This is a genomic window from Paenibacillus anseongensis, from assembly GCF_009757995.1.
In the GTDB taxonomy this organism is placed as follows: Bacteria; Bacillota; Bacilli; order Paenibacillales; family NBRC-103111; genus Paenibacillus_E; species Paenibacillus_E chondroitinus.
Genome location: NZ_WSEM01000020.1, coordinates 432,919 through 453,103 on the forward strand (window position 1 = coordinate 432,919; position 20,185 = coordinate 453,103).

At 48.7% G+C, this 20,185-nt stretch carries 16 protein-coding genes; 1 reads left to right on the top strand and 15 read right to left on the bottom strand.

Going from position 1 to position 20,185, the window contains the following annotated elements:
* Positions 1–12: 12 nt before the first annotated feature.
* The 6 genes from GON05_RS25735 to GON05_RS25760 form a co-directional block, all read right to left on the bottom strand.
* Positions 13–825, bottom strand: a complete 813-nt coding sequence (locus GON05_RS25735) for a creatininase family protein (RefSeq protein WP_181646717.1) — start codon at positions 823–825, stop codon at positions 13–15.
* Positions 826–929: 104 nt separating this feature from the next.
* On the bottom strand, positions 930–1,640 hold the full coding sequence (wrbA, locus tag GON05_RS25740; RefSeq protein ID WP_181646718.1) for an NAD(P)H:quinone oxidoreductase: 711 nt from the start codon (positions 1,638–1,640) through the stop codon (positions 930–932).
* An 8-nt stretch (positions 1,641–1,648) separates the two neighbouring features.
* On the bottom strand, positions 1,649–3,028 hold the full coding sequence (locus tag GON05_RS25745) for an amidohydrolase family protein (RefSeq protein ID WP_309492848.1): 1,380 nt from the start codon (positions 3,026–3,028) through the stop codon (positions 1,649–1,651).
* A gap of 23 nt (positions 3,029–3,051) precedes the next feature.
* Positions 3,052–4,146 carry an ABC transporter substrate-binding protein gene (locus GON05_RS25750; RefSeq protein WP_157323078.1) on the bottom strand — a complete coding sequence of 365 codons (1,095 nt, stop codon included), beginning with the start codon at positions 4,144–4,146 and terminating at the stop codon, positions 3,052–3,054.
* Positions 4,147–4,350: 204 nt separating this feature from the next.
* Complete coding sequence (locus GON05_RS25755; RefSeq protein ID WP_246069242.1) at positions 4,351–5,346, bottom strand: aromatic ring-hydroxylating dioxygenase subunit alpha; 996 nt, start codon at positions 5,344–5,346, stop codon at positions 4,351–4,353.
* A gap of 70 nt (positions 5,347–5,416) precedes the next feature.
* A complete protein-coding gene (locus GON05_RS25760; RefSeq protein WP_157323080.1) occupies positions 5,417–6,802 on the bottom strand; it encodes an amidohydrolase family protein in 1,386 nt (461 codons plus the stop codon).
* A gap of 273 nt (positions 6,803–7,075) precedes the next feature.
* On the opposite strand from GON05_RS25760, the gene GON05_RS25765 reads away from it, so the two are divergent.
* Positions 7,076–7,537 (top strand): Lrp/AsnC family transcriptional regulator, encoded by a 462-nt coding sequence (locus GON05_RS25765; protein WP_246239424.1) that lies wholly within the window; start codon positions 7,076–7,078, stop codon positions 7,535–7,537.
* Between the two features lie 779 nt (positions 7,538–8,316).
* Here GON05_RS25765 and GON05_RS25770 read toward each other — a convergent pair.
* The 9 genes from GON05_RS25770 to GON05_RS25810 all read right to left on the bottom strand — a co-directional run bounded on the left by GON05_RS25770 (position 8,317) and on the right by GON05_RS25810 (position 20,178).
* Positions 8,317–9,273 (bottom strand): 3'-5' exoribonuclease YhaM family protein, encoded by a 957-nt coding sequence (locus GON05_RS25770; RefSeq protein ID WP_127456736.1) that lies wholly within the window; start codon positions 9,271–9,273, stop codon positions 8,317–8,319.
* Positions 9,274–9,396: 123 nt separating this feature from the next.
* Positions 9,397–10,608: a VWA domain-containing protein gene (locus GON05_RS25775; protein ID WP_157323082.1), complete on the bottom strand. Its 1,212-nt coding sequence runs from the start codon at positions 10,606–10,608 to the stop codon at positions 9,397–9,399.
* Between the two features lie 3 nt (positions 10,609–10,611).
* On the bottom strand, positions 10,612–12,972 hold the full coding sequence (locus GON05_RS25780; RefSeq protein ID WP_246239426.1) for a DUF5682 family protein: 2,361 nt from the start codon (positions 12,970–12,972) through the stop codon (positions 10,612–10,614).
* Entirely contained in the window at positions 12,930–14,021 is a 1,092-nt protein-coding gene (locus tag GON05_RS25785) for an ATP-binding protein (protein ID WP_157323085.1), read from the bottom strand. Before GON05_RS25785 ends, GON05_RS25780 begins: the two co-directional genes overlap by 43 nt.
* The gene (locus GON05_RS25790) at positions 13,997–15,808 is read right to left on the bottom strand and encodes a HEAT repeat domain-containing protein (protein ID WP_157323087.1); all 1,812 of its coding nucleotides are present in this window, start codon (positions 15,806–15,808) and stop codon (positions 13,997–13,999) included. Before GON05_RS25790 ends, GON05_RS25785 begins: the two co-directional genes overlap by 25 nt.
* Before the next feature lie 24 nt (positions 15,809–15,832).
* Entirely contained in the window at positions 15,833–17,269 is a 1,437-nt protein-coding gene (locus GON05_RS25795) for an SWIM zinc finger family protein (protein WP_157323089.1), read from the bottom strand.
* Positions 17,270–17,482: 213 nt separating this feature from the next.
* A complete protein-coding gene (locus GON05_RS25800; RefSeq protein WP_181646719.1) occupies positions 17,483–18,289 on the bottom strand; it encodes a TatD family hydrolase in 807 nt (268 codons plus the stop codon).
* A complete protein-coding gene (locus GON05_RS25805) occupies positions 18,277–18,849 on the bottom strand; it encodes an RNA 2'-phosphotransferase (RefSeq protein ID WP_157323091.1) in 573 nt (190 codons plus the stop codon). Before GON05_RS25805 ends, GON05_RS25800 begins: the two co-directional genes overlap by 13 nt.
* A gap of 33 nt (positions 18,850–18,882) precedes the next feature.
* On the bottom strand, positions 18,883–20,178 hold the full coding sequence (locus GON05_RS25810; RefSeq protein WP_246239428.1) for an AAA family ATPase: 1,296 nt from the start codon (positions 20,176–20,178) through the stop codon (positions 18,883–18,885).
* Positions 20,179–20,185 lie beyond the last annotated feature (7 nt).

Consider the following 20,185-nt stretch of genomic DNA (forward strand, 5'->3'; position numbering starts at 1 on the left):
GATTCAGCTGATCTATCGGTACTGTTTCAGTGATTTCATGTCAAAAGCTTGAAATTCGAGCAGCGCTTCGGCGATCATCGCTCCATAAGAAGCCGTCATCGCTTCTCCTTTTTGAATCGTAGCTTGCGTAGCGTCCCCGGAGATGCCGGAGTGGGATAAATCGTCCATCACCCATGCAAAAGCACGGTTGCGCAGCCCTAGATAGCGGGAGCTCGGATAATTTGGAAACTCCGTTGGCGCTGCTTCCATATGCACCCAATGTGGAACTGCCGACATCACGAGCGACGTTTCCATATCACCCGCATGGATTCCAGCCTGCTTTTCCAGCGGAGTAATCCATTCATCGGCACCGCCAAGTCCGCCAGGGTCTAACCGGAAGACGGCCAATCCAGTCTCAATGCGGATTTCACGAGCCATCATATTAAGCAGATCCGTGTTGCCGCCATGCGAATTCACCAGGACTAACTTTTGAAAGCCGCTTCTAGTGAGGCTTTTGGCGATATCCATAACGACGGCCATCAACGTTGTTGCAGATAAAGTGATTGTTCCAGGATGACCGAGATGCTCGGTGCTTTTGCCATAGGGGATGGCCGGCAGCAGCCAAATATTCGCATCATCCGGAAGCTGACGGAACGCTTCTGTGAGCAGCACCTCGGAGATCAACGTGTCCGTAAACACTGGCATATGCGGACCATGCTGCTCAACCGCGCCCACCGGCAGAACAATCAGTGCGTCATCTTTTGGTAGCTGATCTACCTCCAGCTTACTTAATCGAGGGAAAAAGTGGCGATCCCATGCTTTACCTGTATAGCGACTGAATGTCACAATGAGCGCCTCCTTATGCGTCGTAAGATTTATTTTTCACCTGTATGAAAAAAGACCCAATCTCATGGACAAGAACGGATCCTAACTTTCAATGTAGCAACGTTTTAACCGGAAGCTTCTCTTGACCAGAAAAGCTGTAAAGCTGCGGCAACATCCGCAACCCGCTCCCCTAACCGAGCAGCCATCAGCAGCTCCCTCGGATCAGGAGACAACGAGCTGTCTGGACCAGCTAACGTGGAAGCACCATAAGGCGAGCAGCCAATCGCGTCCGCTGTTAAATATTCTGGATTCTCGGAGTACGGAAGACCTACGAAAATCATACCGAAATGAAATAATGGCACCATGGCAGTCAAAATCGCTGCTTCATGGCCTGTATGAATGGAAGCCGTCGAGTTAAAAATACCCGTTGGCTTCCCTTCCAAAGCCCCTTCCACACATAACTCTCCAGCCATTTCTAGAAACAACTTAACTTGAGCGGGCATCGTGCCATAATAAGTGGGAAACCCCCACAATATACCGTCAGCCCACCGCAAATCATCATTAGTTGCATAGGGAATATTCTCCTGTAACACACCTGCTGCTTCATATTTACTATAGCGATCTGTCAACCGAAATTGATTGGATAAGCTTCTGCTGCTGTTTGCCGGCTTCTCCTTATCTGGCTGTATGATGCGATTCTGAGGAGCGGCCATTTCGGGAATTCGCACGATTTTTACCTGATGAGCCCCTGACTGGCTGGCCCCATCGGCCACAGCTTGTGCCATCTGAAAGACATGACCGAATGCACTGTAATAAACGACCAATAGGTTAGCCACCCTCACTTTCACCCTTTCGCAAATTCATGTTTATGGAAGGATACTTCCCGTGAAGCCTCATCCCAATAGCGGGCTAACGTGTTGTCCTGCCATTTGGTTTTGGCTGCGGCCATGCGCACCCACCTTCCCCCGCTGTACACCCAACGCCGTTCCGGCAGCATGGTAAAGATCTCTTCGGGTGTACTACCGTCGATGACGACAAAGTTCGCTTCATTGCCCGCCTTGATGGCATCATCGGTAAGTCCCAACACTTTAGCGGGAACATCCGTCATCATGCGCAGTAACGTTCGAAGATCGTCCGGCCTTCCCATATGAGCAGCGTAGGAGCTGATCAAAGCAATTTGCAGCAAATCACCTCGCCCGAATGGATGAAAAGGATCGTGAATATTATCGGAAGCTACCGCAATAGGAATGCCTGCCTCCCATATTTCCTTCAGTCTGGTAACCCCGCGCCGAATCGGAAAACTGTCATGTCTGCCTTGCAAATACAGATTCACCGCAGGCAACGAAACGGCTTTGAGCCCCGCATCCGCCATTTGAGCGATGATGCTATGCGCATCTTGATCGGTCATGGATGCCAACGCGCATAAATGATCAACTGTCACGCGTCCTTCGTAGCCTTCCGCCTTCGTTCGATAGGCGATATGCTCAATCGTGCGAATAGCCGGATTGTCGGTTTCATCACAATGAAGATCGATCGGTACGTCGTATTTCTCCGCTAATTTGAATACATAATCAATATCTTCTTTTGGGGTCATGGATAAATGAGGCGCTCCCCCAATTCCGTCAACGCCCATCCTTAATGCTTCCTCGATGGCGTCTACGTCCATGGACATAAAGTTGTAAGGACACATTGGAAACAGCTGCAACGTTAGGTAAGGGGCCAGTGCTTCTTTTGCTTCTAGCGCAGCTTCAATCGTACGTAAGGCAACTTCCCTCGAAACTCGCAGGTTAAAATCCAAATGCGTCCGAATCCGTGTCGTACCAAACGACAAAGCTTGCATAGCCGCACGAATCATTCTAGATTTAATTTCCTGTTTGCTAAAAGAAGGCGATGCTTGCGAGTAATTCTGCACAGCTTCTTCTAACGTTCCGCTTCGATTCTCAACCGAAGTTAAGGAGAAAGCTTTGTCCAGATGCATGTGTGCATCCACAAAGCCCGGCAGCATGATTTTACCTTCCAAATCAATGATCGGCCTGTTGGGGTCCAGAAAAGCCTGCGTCGGATTCCACGTTTCCAAAGAAACAGCGCCAGGCGGGGCGGCATCTCCTTCTTGCTTGAGAATCTGTGTCCAAACTCCATCTCGAATCGATAGGCGAAACAAATGCCCCTCATCTTCCATGGGTAATCGAACATTGATGAAATCCAAATTCGTAACAGAAGCCACTGCCGCCACCTCCTGAACCGTTATTATTTTTTAGGTAAAAATTGCGTTGTGAACACCTTATCAATACTTTCAGCTGTTTTTAGCACACCAACATCCACTAATTGCTTCTGAACTTCCTCCCAGCGTTCCTTGGTCATGACGCCGGTCCCTTTGGTTGCAGCATCGCCGCCAAACACGAAATCCATTTCTTTTGCAGCGCTAAATTTCATCATATCTAGGCCCATATCGGGGTTCTTTTGTTGAATGCTCGGGTTAATCTCTTCCGAATGATCTTTGTAGTAATCCCATCCTTTGACCGTGGCTTCCACGAAAGCTTTCACTTGATCCGGATGTTCGGCAATCATTTTCTCCGTTGTGAAGTAAACTCCGCCATAAATGTTGTATCCGGAATCGGCATTCAGCAGCGTGCCATATTCCACTTTTTGCTGATCTAGGGTGAAAGGTTCGCTAGTCACGTATCCTTGTGTGAGCGATGTTTTATCATTGACAAAATTGACTAATTGACCTGTGTATTTCATTTCTTGAGCCGAGTCTAATTTGTATTTCTTCTTAATGAACTGCCAGAAGCTCGCCGTGGAAGCCACATACACTTTGTGACCATTGAGATCAGCAAAATCTTTCACGCCTGAATCTTTATGGTAAAACAAAGCTTGCGGGCTCTTCTGCAACGAGGTTGCAATCGCTACAATAGGAATACCTTCTTGTCTGGCCACCAAAATATCGTCGCCGTTAGCCATCCCGAATTGCGCTTTGCCTGAGGCGACAATCTGTGTAGACGACACCTGAGGTCCGCCCGGCATCAGCGTCATATCCAAGCCTGCATCTTTGTAGTAACCTTTGGCTACCGCAGCAAAGTTCCCGCCATGCTCCGGCTCAGCGAACCAGTTCAAAACAACCGTCGCTGGAACGATAGCTTTAGGCGCCGTCGTAGCCGCCGTTGATGCAGCAGGAGCTGTCGAAGCCGCCGGCGCTGTGGAAGGTGGTGCACTTGGCGATGATGAAACTGAGGTGCTTCCACTACCGCAGGCGGCAAGCATACTTGAGATTGCAATAAAGCTAATTGACAAGAGTACCGGGCGTTTGGCGACTAGCGGATTCGTATCATTGAATCGTTTCATTTGAACATCCCCTCCATATTTGGTTATCTCTACAAAGTACTTATCGACCTTTAGTCAAATATAGAATTGATCGTCTATGCACGTCAACGAAGATGCTAACGTTTTGTGTTTAATTACAATAAAAGTACGCCTTTTTATTATATTTTCAAGAATATATTGAATGACAAGCTGTAATATACACTTAAAAACGAACATTAAGCAGTTTCATACGACGCCAACCTTAACTCCGAGCTCCCGCAACCACCGGCGATAGGCGATAGAAAAGCGGTCTACCTTGTGATTGAGCTCCACTTGCAGATCAAGCGGGAGCAGCTCCGGTTTCTGCGTCTCAATCACCTTTGCATCTTGGTCAAAGACGATATCCTGAAACCGGATGAAATTCGCATCATCCACATCAAAGGCATAATTACGTGACACCATCATGTGAACAATACATTCTTCTGCGGCCACAGGGAGAACCGTCAGCATGATCCACAAGGTTTGGCCGTTGCTCGGATCCGCTTTACTTAGCCGGGCCGATAAAGGCCGGTACACTTCCTTCCTATACACGTAAGTCGTTCCTTCACTTTTATCTGAACCGGAATGGGCTACAGGCTGAAAAATCGGAATATGTTCAATATAAATCCGCTCTTTTTCTTTGATGACCTCGAAGTCAGGCAGCTCCGCATAGTCCGGGTGTCCCAGCAAATTCTGGTGGACGAACATCAGATGGGCGAAATCCGTAAAGTTTTCGATCACTCTCGTACCCGCCGCCGCCACCTTATAAGGGCCGCATGGCAGTGGACGAAACTCCGGATTGGCAAACTCGTCGAAATGAGGCAGCGGTGCTGTCGGCTCACCGATACACACCCAAATAAAACCGTATTTTTCTTCGCAGTGGAAAAGCTGGGCTTTGGCTCTTGGCGGGATTTTCTCCCCCTTAGGCTGTGCGGGAATACACACACATTGGCCGGAGGAATCATATTGCCAACCGTGGTAAGGGCAGACTAACGCATCGTTTTGCACCCAGCCTTTGGAAAGCATCGCTCCACGATGAACACATAGGTCCTGCATGGCATGAACCCCTTTGCTGGAACGGTAAAGCGCGACTCTTTCGCCCAAAATAATGACACCAACAGGCTGCTCCTTTAGTTCTGATGCGAGGTACACCGCATGCCAATCATTTTCCAGAACGGGATCATGTAGACGTTGTAAGGCCATAACTATCATCCTCCTAAGGAATTTATGAAAATTTATGAACATCATTTGAGCCTGTGAAAAAATGTGAAAACTACTCGTTGTTTGCGAAAACAGGATATTTTCCAGCTAATTTGGCCCGCAGGACGTTGACCCTTGCTTGTGCTCTCTGTAAAATCTCCTGCTCATCCACCCAGGTGCATACGCCTTTGTCGACAACGACGTTGCCGCCGACGATGACAAGATCTACGTCATTGCCGTTCGCGTTGTATACCAAGGCAGAAGATGCGCGATGGACAGGGCTGATATGTGCCTTCATCATATCTACCGCCACTAGGTCGGCCTTCTTGCCAGGCTCCAGACTGCCCAACTCATCGCTCCTTCCAACCGCCTTCGCGCCATTCACCGTCGCCATGCGCAGCACATCCATCGGAGGCAATAAGGTGGCATCCAGCTCATTCACCTTGTGCAAGCAAGCCGTGAACTTTAGAACCTCTAAATTGTCTTGGCAGTTGTTGCTGCCGGGACCATCCGTCCCCAATGCGACATTTATGCCCATGCTTAGCATTTCAGGCACTCGGGCCACGCCAGATGCTAAATACATGTTGGAAACTGGGCAGTGGATAACCGATGCCCCTTGGTCGCTAATCATGGCCAGTTCGCCGTCATCCAGCCAAACCCCGTGCACAACCTGCGTTTGCTCGCCTAGAAGTCCAACTTCATTCAGTAGCTCCAAGTTGCGCAGCCCATAACGTGCCATCGTCGTATCGATTTGCTCGCTCGTTTCCGCCACATGCACATGTGAAATGAGATGGCGATCCCGGCTGAAAACCGCCGCCCGCTCCAGATAGCCACGCGAACAGCCATATAAATTGAGCGGCCCAAGCGCGATGCGGATTCGTCCTGAAGCTGCTCCTTCCCATTCATCAAGCAAGCGGTCCGTAGCGCCAAAGATCTGTTCCTCGGTCTCCCGCAATCGGACTTCTCCGGCCAAATCCGATCCTCCTCGGGCCAAATGCCCGCGAATGCCGGAATCGACCATGGCTCGCAGCACACTCGCGTCATTCTCCGGGTAGGTGTGGATATAATGGTGATCCATGATATAAGTGGCGCCCGATTTCAGATTTTCAATGCATCCAATCAATGCAGCTAGATAGAAATCTTCGGGCTCCATCGCCAAGCTCATCGGCCAAATAATCTCCTTCAGCCACTGCGCAAGCGGGGAGTGATCGGAAACGCCTCGCATGAATGTCTGAAACAAATGCGTATGCCCGTTGATGATGCCAGGTATCACAACTTTCCCTTTTGCATCGTAGACATATGCCGCTTCCGCTTTGAGGCCGTCCATTCTTCCATCTTCGCTCCATGCTCCCACTTCCACGATGACATCGTGCTCCAGATAGACGTAACCTGGTTTAAATATCTGATTGGTGGCATTCATGGTCATAATCGTACCGTTGTAGATCAGCTTCTTGGACATTCGATTGCCGCCACCCTTCAAACGTTAACTTTTATTACACCATTTAAAATTTTATGTTTATGTGTTATGTTTATTAACACGATTATAGGAGCGGCAATCTTTTCCGTCAACGTCACTTGTAAATGAAAACCAAACAGTTTGTAACGTTTTTTAGCAGATTATCATCAAACTGATTAACATTTTTTGATTTTCGAAGGTATCGGTGCTGTTTTTTCGTGAAAATATGTTTTTTATAATCATCTGTATATATTTTTCTGTGTAAGGAGTTGTGTCATGATGGATCTCCCACATCTCGATCAAGTGGATCAAGAAATTATCAGGCTGCTGCATGAGAATGGCCGCCTGTCCTACGCCAAAATTGGCGAAATCCTTAATCTGTCGCGTGTAGCTATTCAAAAAAGGGTCGAAAATCTGATCGACAATGAGGTCATCGAGAACTTCACTATTCGATTGAATGCAACAAAGCTAGGAAAGGTCGTCAGCGCTTTTTTTGAAGTGGAGGTTGAACCGCGTTTTGCTGAAGAGGTGGGCAATCAACTATCGGCGGACCCCAATGTCATCTCAATTTATCAAATGACAGGAAGCAGTTCGCTGCATATGCATGCTCTGTTGAAGGATGACGCCGCGTTAGAAGCATTTTTGTATCAGAACATCTATAAACTGGGTGGCGTTGTTCGCGTGAATACGCAAGTGGTGATCAAACGTTTTAAGCAGGGGACTGGGCTGGAGCTTTGATTAGCAACCAAGGATAACGACTTCGTCGTCCTTTTAGGACGAGCGCGTTCGTCAAGGTAGATGCGAAGCAAAAGTATAACACTTATACTTTCGTTGGAGAGTTAATTTCCCTCCGTAGTTTAGCTTGTTAAGAGCCCTGTGGGAGCGAATTTTGGCGGTGGAGAACACCCAGCGCCGCTAACAATCCAGCGTTACTGAGACATTTGGCGGAGAGGGGCATCCTCTTAGGAGAGGTATGCTGGCTGGCCACCTAGAGGAACTACAGGGCGCTATTCTAACAAATTAAGCCCGTTTCCGCGTTCAGCGGAACTGCAGGGCCTTATTTGACCGCCTAACCCCGATTTCTTCAAGAAAACGGACAAATAGAGGACGTCAGTTCCCCTCCACGTGAAGAGGAGCCTATTTCGATGAAATAGAGCCCTGTAGTTCCCCTCCAGGAGGAACCGCTGGAGCGATAGCAGCGACAGTGACAGCTATGTTGTATTTTGCGCAACCATTTGGCCGTAAAGGGGCCTCACTTCGCCTCTATATTGCAATTAATACAACAATTGTTGCATTTAAACCGCTTATAATTCACCTTTTGCAGCAAATGGTTGTATGATGTGCAACGAAAGACCGCAATCGCGGTCTGACCACACCATTTCGTTGTATGTCATGCAACGTAGCCCTTCAACTTTGCTGCACAGCCGTCTTTACAGCGAAAAATATTTATTTGAGTAGATAAATTCTTAACTTTCAAAAAAAACCGTCAGAGCATGATAAATGCCCTAACGGTTTTTTTATAAATTCAAACGATACATCGCCTTATTCTCTAGTCCGCGAATCATAGGCGTCCATGCGTCCGTCTCCGGAGTCACTTGCAGCGTATCCTCGACCATCTGCAGCTTCGCATCCATCGAATCGATATAGTGCAAAGCAACAGCCTCAGGAATTTGCGGCAGCACCGGGCTTCCCCATTCCGGCAAATTATGATGCGACAACACGATATGCTGCAGACCGATCACGACATCGGATTGCAGATCAAGCGCATGGTGCAAAGCCGCTTCCGTAATCCAATTCGAGGCCATTGAAATATGACCGAGCAGCTTACCTTGCACGCTGTACTCCGTAACGATGCCCAGCTGTGCAATCATCTCCTCCGGTTTCGCGATATCATGCAAAATGATGCCCGCTTTGATCAAATCCGGATTAAGAAACGGGCGCTGCTTGCAGATGAATTCGCCAATTTCCAGCATCCGCACGATGTGATAAGCTAACCCGGCGAAATAGGCATGATGGTGTGTTTTGGCAGCAGGATAGTGATTAAGCTTCTCTCCTACCTTCGCCACACAGAAAGAAACGATTGATTTGATGTTTGGATTCTCAATGCTTTCCAGAACACCATTTATGGTATGAATAAGATCGACTGGACTGATAGGAGCCGACCGAATGAAATCAGTCATTTGTACGCCATCTTCCGGCAATACCTTGCGTATTCTACCAATTTTCACTTGCAATCTATCGCGATAGGTTTGAACCAGCCCTTGAACCTTCACCAATGTCATCGGGAAAAAGGTTTCCTTATCTGCAGCGCTGACGTCCCACATTTTCGCCGAAATTTGCCCGCTGGCATCACACAGCACAATATCCATGAAATCCTTCGCAGGCGTCGTATTCGTTTGCTTAATTTCCAATTCTTTAATGAGATAAAATCCAACAAATTCTTCTGGTGCTTGAAGCTGTTTAATTAATGTCATTTTAGTTCCTCCACATGTCATTAGGAACTATTATACTATGAAAATGACAAAAATGGCTGAATTCATTCATAGATTCGGCTGAGGAGATCAGGAGCGACTAGCCGCCGCACTTCGTCCAGCTCCCTATTTCCCCTGCCCCTGCTTCACTTTCTCCGCAAGCACTGAAAGATCGTGTCCTTTCAGAGCCCCTTCAATCAACTCCGGCAGCTTATCCGGTGAACAACCAAAGCAAGGAATGCCGTATTGGGACAGCTTTTTGGCAACAGCTTCGTCATAGGAAGGCACCCCCTCATCGGATAAAGCGAGCAAGCATATGGTTTTCACGCCGGCTTGGTGCATGTCGATAAGCCTTTGCAGCATTTCCGTACGATTGCCGCCTTCATAGAGATCCGAGACCAAGATAAACAACGTTTTCTTCGGTTCCATGATAAAAGAGGAGCAGTACGAGATCGACTTGTTAATGTCGGTCCCTCCGCCGAGCTGAATCCCAAATAGCATATCGACGGGATCCTCTGCACACTGCTCGCTCAAATCAACGACCTCGGTGTCGAAAGCAACCACACGTGTATCCAGTGCTGGCATACTGGCGAAAATCGAACCAATAATTGAGGCATAGATGACAGACCCTGCCATCGAACCACTTTGGTCTATGTCTAGGATAACCGTCCATTCCTTGCTTCTGCGAGCACGATCGAAGAAATAAACTTTTTCCGGCAGCAGAAGTCCGCGTTCCTTGTCGTAATGCTTGAGATTCTTGCGGATGGTTGTGTTCCAGTCCAGCCCTGTAGCAGATGGCAGGGGCGAATGCTGCCTGCGGTTGAGAGCACCTGTAACCGCACGACGCAAATCCTGGGAAAGCCGTTTTACGATTTCATCGACAACGGCTTTGACCAGCTGCCTTGCCGTTTCTTTGGTCCTCTCCGGAATTTTACCTTTTAGCGCCATTAACGTGGCAACCATCTGAATATCCGGCTTGACTTGGGACAGAAGTTCCGGCTCATAAAGCAGTTGATGCAATCCTTTGCGCTCGATGGCGTCTGCTTGAATGACGGATACGACATCCGGTGGAAAAAAAGTGCGAATATCGCCTAGCCATTTGGCGAGCTTAGGAGCGGATGCCCCCAGCCCGGCTTTGCGGGAGCCGCCAGTATCTACACCGGACTCTGCACTGCCGGCTGAAGTGTCGTCATAGATCGCAGCCAGAGCCTCATCCATCAGCCTCGACTCCTCGTCAAGTTGAACTCCGCCTGTACCGAAAGACTGCAGCTTTTCTTCGGAAGCTGCGCCTAGAATCAACCGCCAACGGTTCAATTGTTCTTGATCAATCATTGTCATAGGCTACAAATCTCCAAAGTCAAAATCATTGAGCTCATCCAGCTTCCCCTTCTCTTCTTCACTAAGAGGCTGCTGCAAAGCAGCTCCTGTTCGGTCTGCGCCAACGCCCCAGATATCGCCCATCATTTCAGCAACTGCCGCCTTTTCCCTGGGCTCAAACGAGCCAAAAGCCCGGCGCAGAAAAACAAGCGAACGATGGAAGGCCTCTTTTTCAAGTGATCCGATATACGTATCAAGCTGCTGCCATAGTGTTACTCGCGACAATAACGCATACCGATTGCGCATGGACATCCCTTCGAACCAGCCTGCCCCAAGATCCACGGGAATCCCCGGTGAGAGCCGTCGCGAAACCTCTTGTGCAACACGTTCATCCGTTATATCATTCCGTTCAAGCAAGATGGCGAAGGCGAAGCCCGAAAGCTTCGCATTGCGATCATCCCGCGAAGCCAGCTCCTGCAGTTTGCTGAACCATAAAAGATCGTCCACCACTTCAAACTCATCTTGAGCTATTGTGTTCAAAGATTGCATCGCGCGGACCATGCCGTGAGCGGCATCATCGTTACAGCTCGAAGCGTCCATAAGCAGCAGCGTTCCTCGTAGGAACAATTGCCGGAGCAGCGGAAGCAGGCTGTTGGTTTCAATTCGGCGGATTGATCCATATCGGATCAAGACTGATAGTTCGTAAGCCGCTGCAGCGACTTGTTCAAAGCTGCCGGCGTCCACAGCAAGCCCTTGCAGCGCGGATGTGGCTTGCTCCATCAGCTCTGTCAAATCACAATCACAAGCGATTCGAATGATGCGTGAAGCTTCGGCAATATCTGCACAGCTATCGAGTCTTTCCTTCAGCGCATAAGCCGCCGCCAATTCGATAGTCTCCCCCTTTAGGGTTGATTCCACCGCCTGGATTTCAGCTTCCGGCGTCCATTGCAGCACCCATACCTCTGCCCACGAAGCAGATACTTGATTAACTCTTTGTTTCTTGGCGAAGCTAATGCCCAGAAGCTCCAACCGCTGTAAGAAAATTGAACGTTTTAAATCCAGAAACGCGGCTTCCTCCGACTTTACCTTGCGGTTTTCACGTAAATCCAGCTCTAAGGTTGTCGCTACCGCAGACTTAAACTTGCCAAGCTTAAGCCTGCTAAGCTCTCTGTTCAGATCGTCTTGAATAGGCGTTTGACTGACGCCTTCAGGCAATCTCCCAATTGCTGTGCCTATATCTGTTCTTGCCAGGGCTTCGGAAATGGTCGAAAGTTCCCCATAACCAAGACATACCATCGCCGCATCCCGCATATCCCTCCACGTCGGCTGGCTGCCTTCATGCATCGCAGCAAGAGCTTCGGAGAGCCTTACCGCCTCAATAAGCGAAGCTGTAGATCGATGTGTCCCCTGCTCCCTGAGATGAACGGCTACCTGTGAGAAATACAAAGCGGGTAGTCGCTTAAGATCCCCTTTTTGCAAACACTGCCAGAGGAGTTCGAAATAAGCAGGTGCCTGATTCCCAGCTCCGTAGCCGGAATGCGAAGAAAGCTTATAGTAGGAATAGGGCATTAGTGTTAACTTCGTTGCTGTCTTTGGCAGCCCATTCAACTCTTGATCCGTCATAGAAGGGAACCGGAAATCCAAAGCCGAGGCATGGTGCGCACCCGTGACGACAACGATTTTCTCAGGTGCATGACCGGATGCGATTGTTTCTTGAATTTTACGCCGCATGTATCCTTCGCGAATCTCGTTATAAGCCGTTTCTTGCGGCGCGAACTTCATTTCTTGTCGAGCGGTCAGCTCCCGCATTTGTAATGAAAATTGATGTATGCTCATCCGGTAGGCGTTTTTTTGAAGATTATGCTCAAAATGCCGCTCCCAATAAGCCTCATAATCCGGCTCCTCCGAGAGTTCAGCAAGCTGCTGATACAGCGTTCTCTGCTGATGAACATACGTCTGGTATTCTTCTGCCTTTGCGGATTCTGAAATAAATGACGTTCGCTGTCTTTGCTCATACAACGACAAAGCGTGCTCAGAAGGCAAATCAATGAAAGCTGCCAGTGCCGAATTTCGGCTCGCCCATTGAAAAGCCTGATATTCCGGTGAGTAAGAAGCATATGGATACAGCAAGGTTCTTACAGGCAATTCATTGGTATAGGCTAAAATGGCAATTGGCGGAACAACGCCGGACGATGATAACTCTTCGATATATGGACTTGCATCGTTCGGTCCTTCTACGAGCACAGCTGTGGGCCTTATCTCATCCAAGAATGCGAGCAGATGATGAGCACCTGCAGGAGATAGATGCCGAATACCGAAAACGTGAAATCCCGAATCTTGAGCTAGTTGTTCATCTCCGAGCATGCGAAGTACAGATTTCTCCATGTCGATCCTCGCTTTTTCATCACATTATCAAGATATTCCTTCCATACAACACGATCCTTCTCTTCATCCTTTACAATTGCCCCTTGCAGCCCGGCCGCAATATCCTCTTCACTGATCTTGCCGCTTCCAAAGCTGCCCGCAAGCGCCATGCTTCCCGTCAGCAGCGATATCGCCTCAGCCGTGGAAATAACTCCGCTCGGCCCTTTCACCTTCTCTTTGCCATCAAGCGTCATTCCGCTGCGCAGCTCACGGAAAATCGTCACAACCTTCCGCACCGATTCCTCATCCGGCAGCGAAGCTTTCAGTTCATAGCTGGCCGATATTTCGCCGACCCGCTTACGGACAATTTCGACTTCCGTTTCAATATCCGACGGCGAAGGAAGCACGATAATGTTAAAGCGCCGTTTCAAAGCCGCAGACATCTCGTTCACGCCGCGATCGCGTGTGTTGGCCGTTGCGATGATTGAGAATCCTCTGGACGCGAATACTTCTCTACCCAGCTCCGGAATGGAAATCGTCTTTTCCGATAAAATCGAAATCAATGCGTCCTGCACTTCCGATGCGCAGCGAGATATCTCCTCGAAACGCGCAATACCGCCGGTTTCCATCGCTCGGAATATCGGACTTTTAATAATGGCCGTATCCGAAGGTCCTTGTGCAAGCAGCATCGCATAATTCCAGGAATAGCGGATATGCTCCTCACTCGTCCCTGCCGTGCCTTGGATCACTTTGCCGGAGTCACCGGTAATCGCAGCCGTTAAATTTTCCGAAAGCCATGACTTCGCTGTCCCCGGTTCCCCTATTAACATAAGTGCACGGTCGGTTAACAGCGTCGCTATCGCCATTTCCACAAGCCTTTTGTTCCCAATGTACTTAGGCGTAATAGAGACTCCTTTTACCTTCCCGCCCGTCAAAAACATCAGTACAGCCTTTGGAGAAAGCTGCCATCCAACCGGCTTGGCATCTTCATCCCATTTCTTTAATGCTTCCAGCTCCTCCAGGTAAAGTCTTTCGGAAGGCAACCTTACGACATCTTGCTTCTGATCCATCCCCATAATCCCTGTCCTTTCTCATCTGTTTCTAAGTGATTGGCTTGTTCTGGCTTAGCGGCTACTGTTTCCGCGATGTCCAGCAATTGACTTTTCATCCCCTGATAAGAGAGCCCCTCCGCGAATTTGCTCAGTCTTTCGGCATAAGATTTCGGAAGCAATGACAACAACGTAAGTTGGAGGCGGTCCAAGTAATAAAACTGCTTGTTACCGGGTTTCTCCAAAATATCCATCAGGAGAGTTGGCGCTTTTGCGTAATTTTGCTTAAACAAAACGGCTAATAGTAACGTTGTCTTATTTGCATTAAAATTAGGCCGTTCCTCACACTTTTTAACGAGATAATCTGTCACTTTAGGATCTGGCTCACCGGCGAACCGGCATACCAATTCTTCCTCATCCAGTTTAATAAACAGATGCACCCATCTCGGATCCCATTGTGTGCGAATCGGCGCATTCATCTGATCAAACACCTGCGCATGCAGCGAGGGAGTTACGTCATACATAACACGCAGCAAATCCTTGGCTGCAGGCTGCTTTTTATCCTTGAGATCATGATAAAAACGTTCATAAACATCCTCTGGCGGCAGGATTTTGATAGCCGCTCTCAAGCTGTACCCAATAAATTTGCGATTGTATGCCTCATGCAGCTTAACCGCAAAACGGTCTGCTTCGGGTAAATCCAATTGAAGCAGAAGATCCGCAGCAGCCTCTTGAACAGTTTCTGTTTCCGGCACGATAAAACCGGCTGTTGACAGCAATGTTTCCAGCAAATTTACGACCTCAGGTACTCGCTTACCTTGTAAGCTGCGAATGTCCGCCATTAGCATCTGGGCGGATTCTTCAACATTTATGCGCTGTACGATTTGCTCCAGCATGGCATTGGCATGGTCGATGACTCGAAGTGTCAATACATTGGCTCTACACAACTGAACAGGTTCAATAGCGATATCCTGATCCTTCGAATTAAGAGCTTTGTATAATCGAGCAATCGCTTGCTCGGTTCCAAGACGCGACAAGGCGAATAGTGCCGCTCTGCGAATCTCTTTTTTCTTATCATCTGCCTGATCCAAAATAAATTCTTCTTGTTCGGGATAGTCGCCTAAGCGTTCAATACCTGTCGAGCGAACATCTGTCGAACCTTTCGTCGCCGCTTGGAGCAGCCAATCTACAGCTTCCGGTTCGGGAAGTAACGGATGAATTAGCTCTAGTCGACGGGCATCCCCCTTCCCGCCATCCTGCCTAAACTGCTGCTTCAACGCCGGTAGCGCCGCTTGACCTAGGGAAGGCAGCACCTTGCGGTGCAGAAAATCAGGAATTTCCGCATAGCTGTCATCCAAGGCTGTTACAGCTGCTGAAATGACACGGAAATCTTGAAACAAATTCTCTTCGTGCCCAAGCCGAAGTTGTTCCATTCTGCCCTGTCCCTTTTGAGTTAACGCCTCAATTAGAGGTTGCAGCTTGCGGTAAGGAATGGGGGATACAAGGGTGGCTTCTGCCCCCTTAACGGGGAAAAGATCTTCCTTCGTTTCTGTTTTCCCTTGTGTGTACAGCACCGAGTTCAGCAGCGTACCCAGTTCCAACAGTTTCCCGGCCGAACTGCTCACTTCCGCCTCTAACACTTGGCTGACTGCCTGTGCCATTCGATTAAAAATCGGCACCGATTCGCCCAGCTTTTGCAGTTGAGGCAGCATTTTCTGCAATCGCAAATCGCCTGCCGCCATCCCGCTTCCCGCAATAAACAAGCGGCGTATCTCGTGCTGCAGCTCAAACAAAACATCTATACTCATAGAATCGTCTCCTAATTCTTTTCATCAATACAGTAAGCGAACTACTTCATTGGCGGTTACAATGCTTAAAGGCTGTGCTTCGAGCCTGTTAAACTTCCAATTTTGCTCAAACATAACCAAAATAGCTTGATTCGTCAGTAACGCCTTATTCAGCATTGGCAGCAGATTGGTCGTAGTTTCATTGAGATACTGGATGTCCGCAAGAGGGAGCTGCTTGCCCTGTTCATCCAACAGCACATAAGAATCAGCATCCGTCTTTCTAATCTCAGTAAAACGAAGCAGCATGACAGGATGTTTATCAGATAGCGGATTTTTGATTACATTTTTCACCTGCTTGATCACTTCCGGGAATGAGCTTTGAGCACTGGCATAGATTTTATTAAAATCCTGCGAAACAGAAGTGCGAAACGTTGCCTCCTCCCACCGCACTCTCCTGTTTAACTCACCCGGGTATTGCGCGAGCTCCTTTATTTGCACTACTTGAAAGATGGAATCTTCTTCACGTATATGTTTGGCTGCACGAAAGGGGCGATACGTCCTTGTAAGGTGAATTTGCCCGTTTTCGAGATCGGACCAGTATCCCTCATCGATGAACTCTCCTCTTGCTTGATCCGTATAGGACCGGAAAGCAAGCTGCAGCAGCTGAGCCTCCGCGCGGACCCGGCCTTGTTCTCTCAGCTCTGCCATTTGCCAAGCATGCCCGATCCATTCCTCCAATGTCGATTCCGCATCTATTGGAAGATCAGGGTTTTCCAGTCTGCCATTCAGATATTCCCTGCTTTTCTTGATCAGCGACTGCAGGGTAGTTAGCTGCTCAATCACGACGGCATAGACGGCTTCCCGATTTTCCTCAACGCGAAATTGAAGCGTCAAATCTTTCAATGCGGATTGGATTCCTGGGATGTAATAGTTACCTAACTGCTTCGTTTGTTCATCTGCGGTTTGCAATGCCTTTTTATCCAAACTGCCAAGCCCCGAAGAAACAAGCTGAAGGATGAGCTTCTCCGCGATGCTGATCCCTTCCAGCTGTGCCGCTATTTTTTTCAACAATGCCGACTTATTCGTCTTACGCTTTGCGGTTGGTGCCTCAGGATCGACGGCTTTCTTCTTCTCTTCCCGTTTCTCCGCCTTTTCCCTTTTGTCCAAGATATCTGGAGGAATGGGGGCATGGAGGAATGTTTTTCCTGAGGTAAATGCATACATCAAACCGAGATTGTGCTTGCACGGGAACTGACGGCTCGGACAGGTGCAGCGAAATACGGGATTCCCTTCTTGCTGCCAATCAATCGAACAGCGATAAGGTTCCTTTCCGCTTCCTTTGCACTCCCCGAAAATGATTGTCCCATCATCAGACTGACAGAGCAGGGGAAAGCTATTTTTCTTCACCAAATCTTTGCCATTCTTAATTGCACTGCTGTTTTGCGCCAAACTATCGACATAAGCTTCAGTTAAATGATTCATCTCGTACTCCTCATAACATGGTTATATAAACTGTTTCCACATAGCACCTAAATTTCCTGTTTCAAGGGTATGGCTTTTCCCCATTGATTAGAACGAAAATAACTGAAGCGCTCATAATGAAAAAAGAGCCCTATAGGCTCTTACTCATACATTCTTGGGAATAGCGCCCTGTAGTTCTTCTCTGAAGAGGCCGGTGGAGGAAGGTGCAACCACCTACCGCAGCCCAAAAAACGACCTCGCCGTACTCGTCGTCGCCTCCGCAACCTCCTCCACCGTTACACCTAAACAACTAGCAACAGCAGCCGCCACATGAGGAAGAAACATCGGTTCATTCCGGCCATCCTGCGGCTTAACGGGCAAATCACGTGGCGTCAGGAAAGGGGCGTCGGTTTCCAGCATCAGGCGATCCAGAGGGATTCGCTTCACCAGCTCGCGCAGATGCCGCCCTCTACGTTCATCGCAAATCCAGCCGGTAATCCCAATATGCAGGCCGAGCCGCAAATAAACTTCAAGCTCCTGAGCTGAGCCCGTGAAGCAATGGACAACAGCCTTAACATTCCCTTTGCCCAAGTAAGGCTTCAGAATTCGCACGAAATCGAGATGTGCTTCTCGCTCGTGCAGAAAAAGCGGCTTTTCCAATTCGCAGGCAAGCTGAATCTGTTCCTCAAACCATTTGCGCTGCACATCACGAGGCGAGAAATCGCGGTTGTAATCCAAACCGCATTCTCCAATGGCAACAACCTGCTGCTTAACGGCTAAGCGCCGCAATGTATCCATCGTTTGCCCTGTGCAATTCCGCGCATCATGCGGATGAATGCCGGCTGTCGTGAACAGCTGCCCGGGGAATTTCACCGCATACCGCGCAGCGGAATCGCTATTTCTCTCGCTTGTGCCGGTCAGGATCAGAGGCGATACACCTGCCTCAATCGCCCTTGCGACGACCTCATCACGGTCGCTCTCAAATGATCGATGCATCAAGTTAACGCCTATGTCAATAAGCCGCTTATTCACTCCGACCACTCCTCTTTGTGCTCATAAATACTGCAAAACTCAGCAGGAACAGCATCAGCAAGCCAAACTTCATTACCTGCATAATAAAACTTGATCCCAGCGAGACCAGCTTTTACCGTATCAATGTTGAGAATGACAAGTTCTCCTCTACGCTTACCAGCCAATGTCGCAAAATGCAGCCCTTCAGACAAATGAACATATTGACGCTGCATGGGACGCAATCCTTGCTCCAGAATTATCGGTGCAGCTTGTGCATTCGTACCATGATAGAGCACCGTCGGCGGCACTCCGATCGGATAACTGACTTTGTCATGGCTGTGCCCATACCTTGCCCTGATGCGATCGCCAATGATCTCAAAACGCTGCTTTTCACAGCTTTCGACCACTTCCTCCAAATCAGGCAAGCTAAGTTCCGACCACCCTGACTGGCCACGAAGTACTTGCAATAAATCAGCAACCGCACAGGAACCATCAGCCGAGTCGAGCATCAGCCCGAATTGTTCCGGAGAATGCCGCAGTATTTTACTCATCAATTTGCTTAATCTTGTTTGTACTTGTTTAGTTAACATTCCGAATCACATCCTTACATTTATCTTCACTAACTAACCCACCAAAAATCCAACCCGAACCTCCGAGTCTTCCTTCAGCCACGACATCGACTGTCCCTTTTGCAAATCCGATTTCATGGATTTCACCAGCTTTTCTATATCCACACTCATCTCGTAATGGCACTGAAGCGCCGCCGCTGCGTACAATTCATTTAACTGGGCAAAAGTAAATCCTTCCGTTTGCTTCGCGGTTACCCTTAGTAAATCATCGGTCAGCAGTTTACCCATCCCTTTTTGCTCCAAATAGATCTGCCTAAGTGCCATATCAGGAAGCTTAATTTCATAAGCGCGATCAAAACGACCTGCACGGTTCATTAACGCCGGATCAATTTGCTCTGGATAATTCGTCGTGCCAATGAGGAAAATCCCCTCTTTCGATGTGGCGCCATCCAAAATATTTAAAAAATAAGACCGGGCCCGCTGGGGCATCGCATCGATATCCTCGATTACAAGAATCATTGGCGCCAGATTCGCCGCTGCATGAAATACCTCCTGAATGGAGTCGCTGCAAGTATTTTCTGTGATTTGCCAATAAGCAACAGGGGCTTTCACGCTGCCGGCGATGGACTTCACGAGCGTTGTTTTCCCATTCCCCGGTTTGCCATAGAGCAGAATGCCTCTTTTATAAGGAAGCTCATATTCCTTGAAAAAGGTCCGATCCTCATCAAAAAACTGATCGATGGCTCTGTAAATGTCCCGCTTCAGTTCCTCCTTCATAATGACTTCAGAACGGTCGACCATGCGAGTAATCGGAGCCAGCTCTTTTTCCATCCCATGCGGTCCATCCGTAAAAATCGTCACTTGCCGCCGATCCAAATCTCTTCGCCGCTGCCGCGCGTGCTCCAGAAACCGTTTAAGGCTGGCATCATCTACGGCAAAAACAAAATCCTCAGCGCCAATGCCATGCATCCGGAAAATCGGTACCCTCGCTAGTGCGATCCCCCAGTCGGGATAGGCAAAGACGTTATTGCGCAAGGTCGGAAATATCCCGTACGCCGAAGATGCCTCATCCCCTTGGATGCCAAATGCGCGAGATTCCATAAGATCAAAAATTTTCGAAACGTGCTGAACTTGAGGACTACCCGCTTTGACGTCCTGCTCCAGCATTTCCCAATATTCCTCTTTCCCGTCGTCGCTGACATAGGGTTCAAAATACTCCCCAAATAAATCGCTCAATACGCTTTGAATGCTACCCAGCACATAAGCGTAATCCCCATATGCGGCCAGCGGGCTGCCATCAGACCCGATCTTAGCGGATACAGCCGCCGCAGTTACTTCTCTTATTTTCAAATTGGAA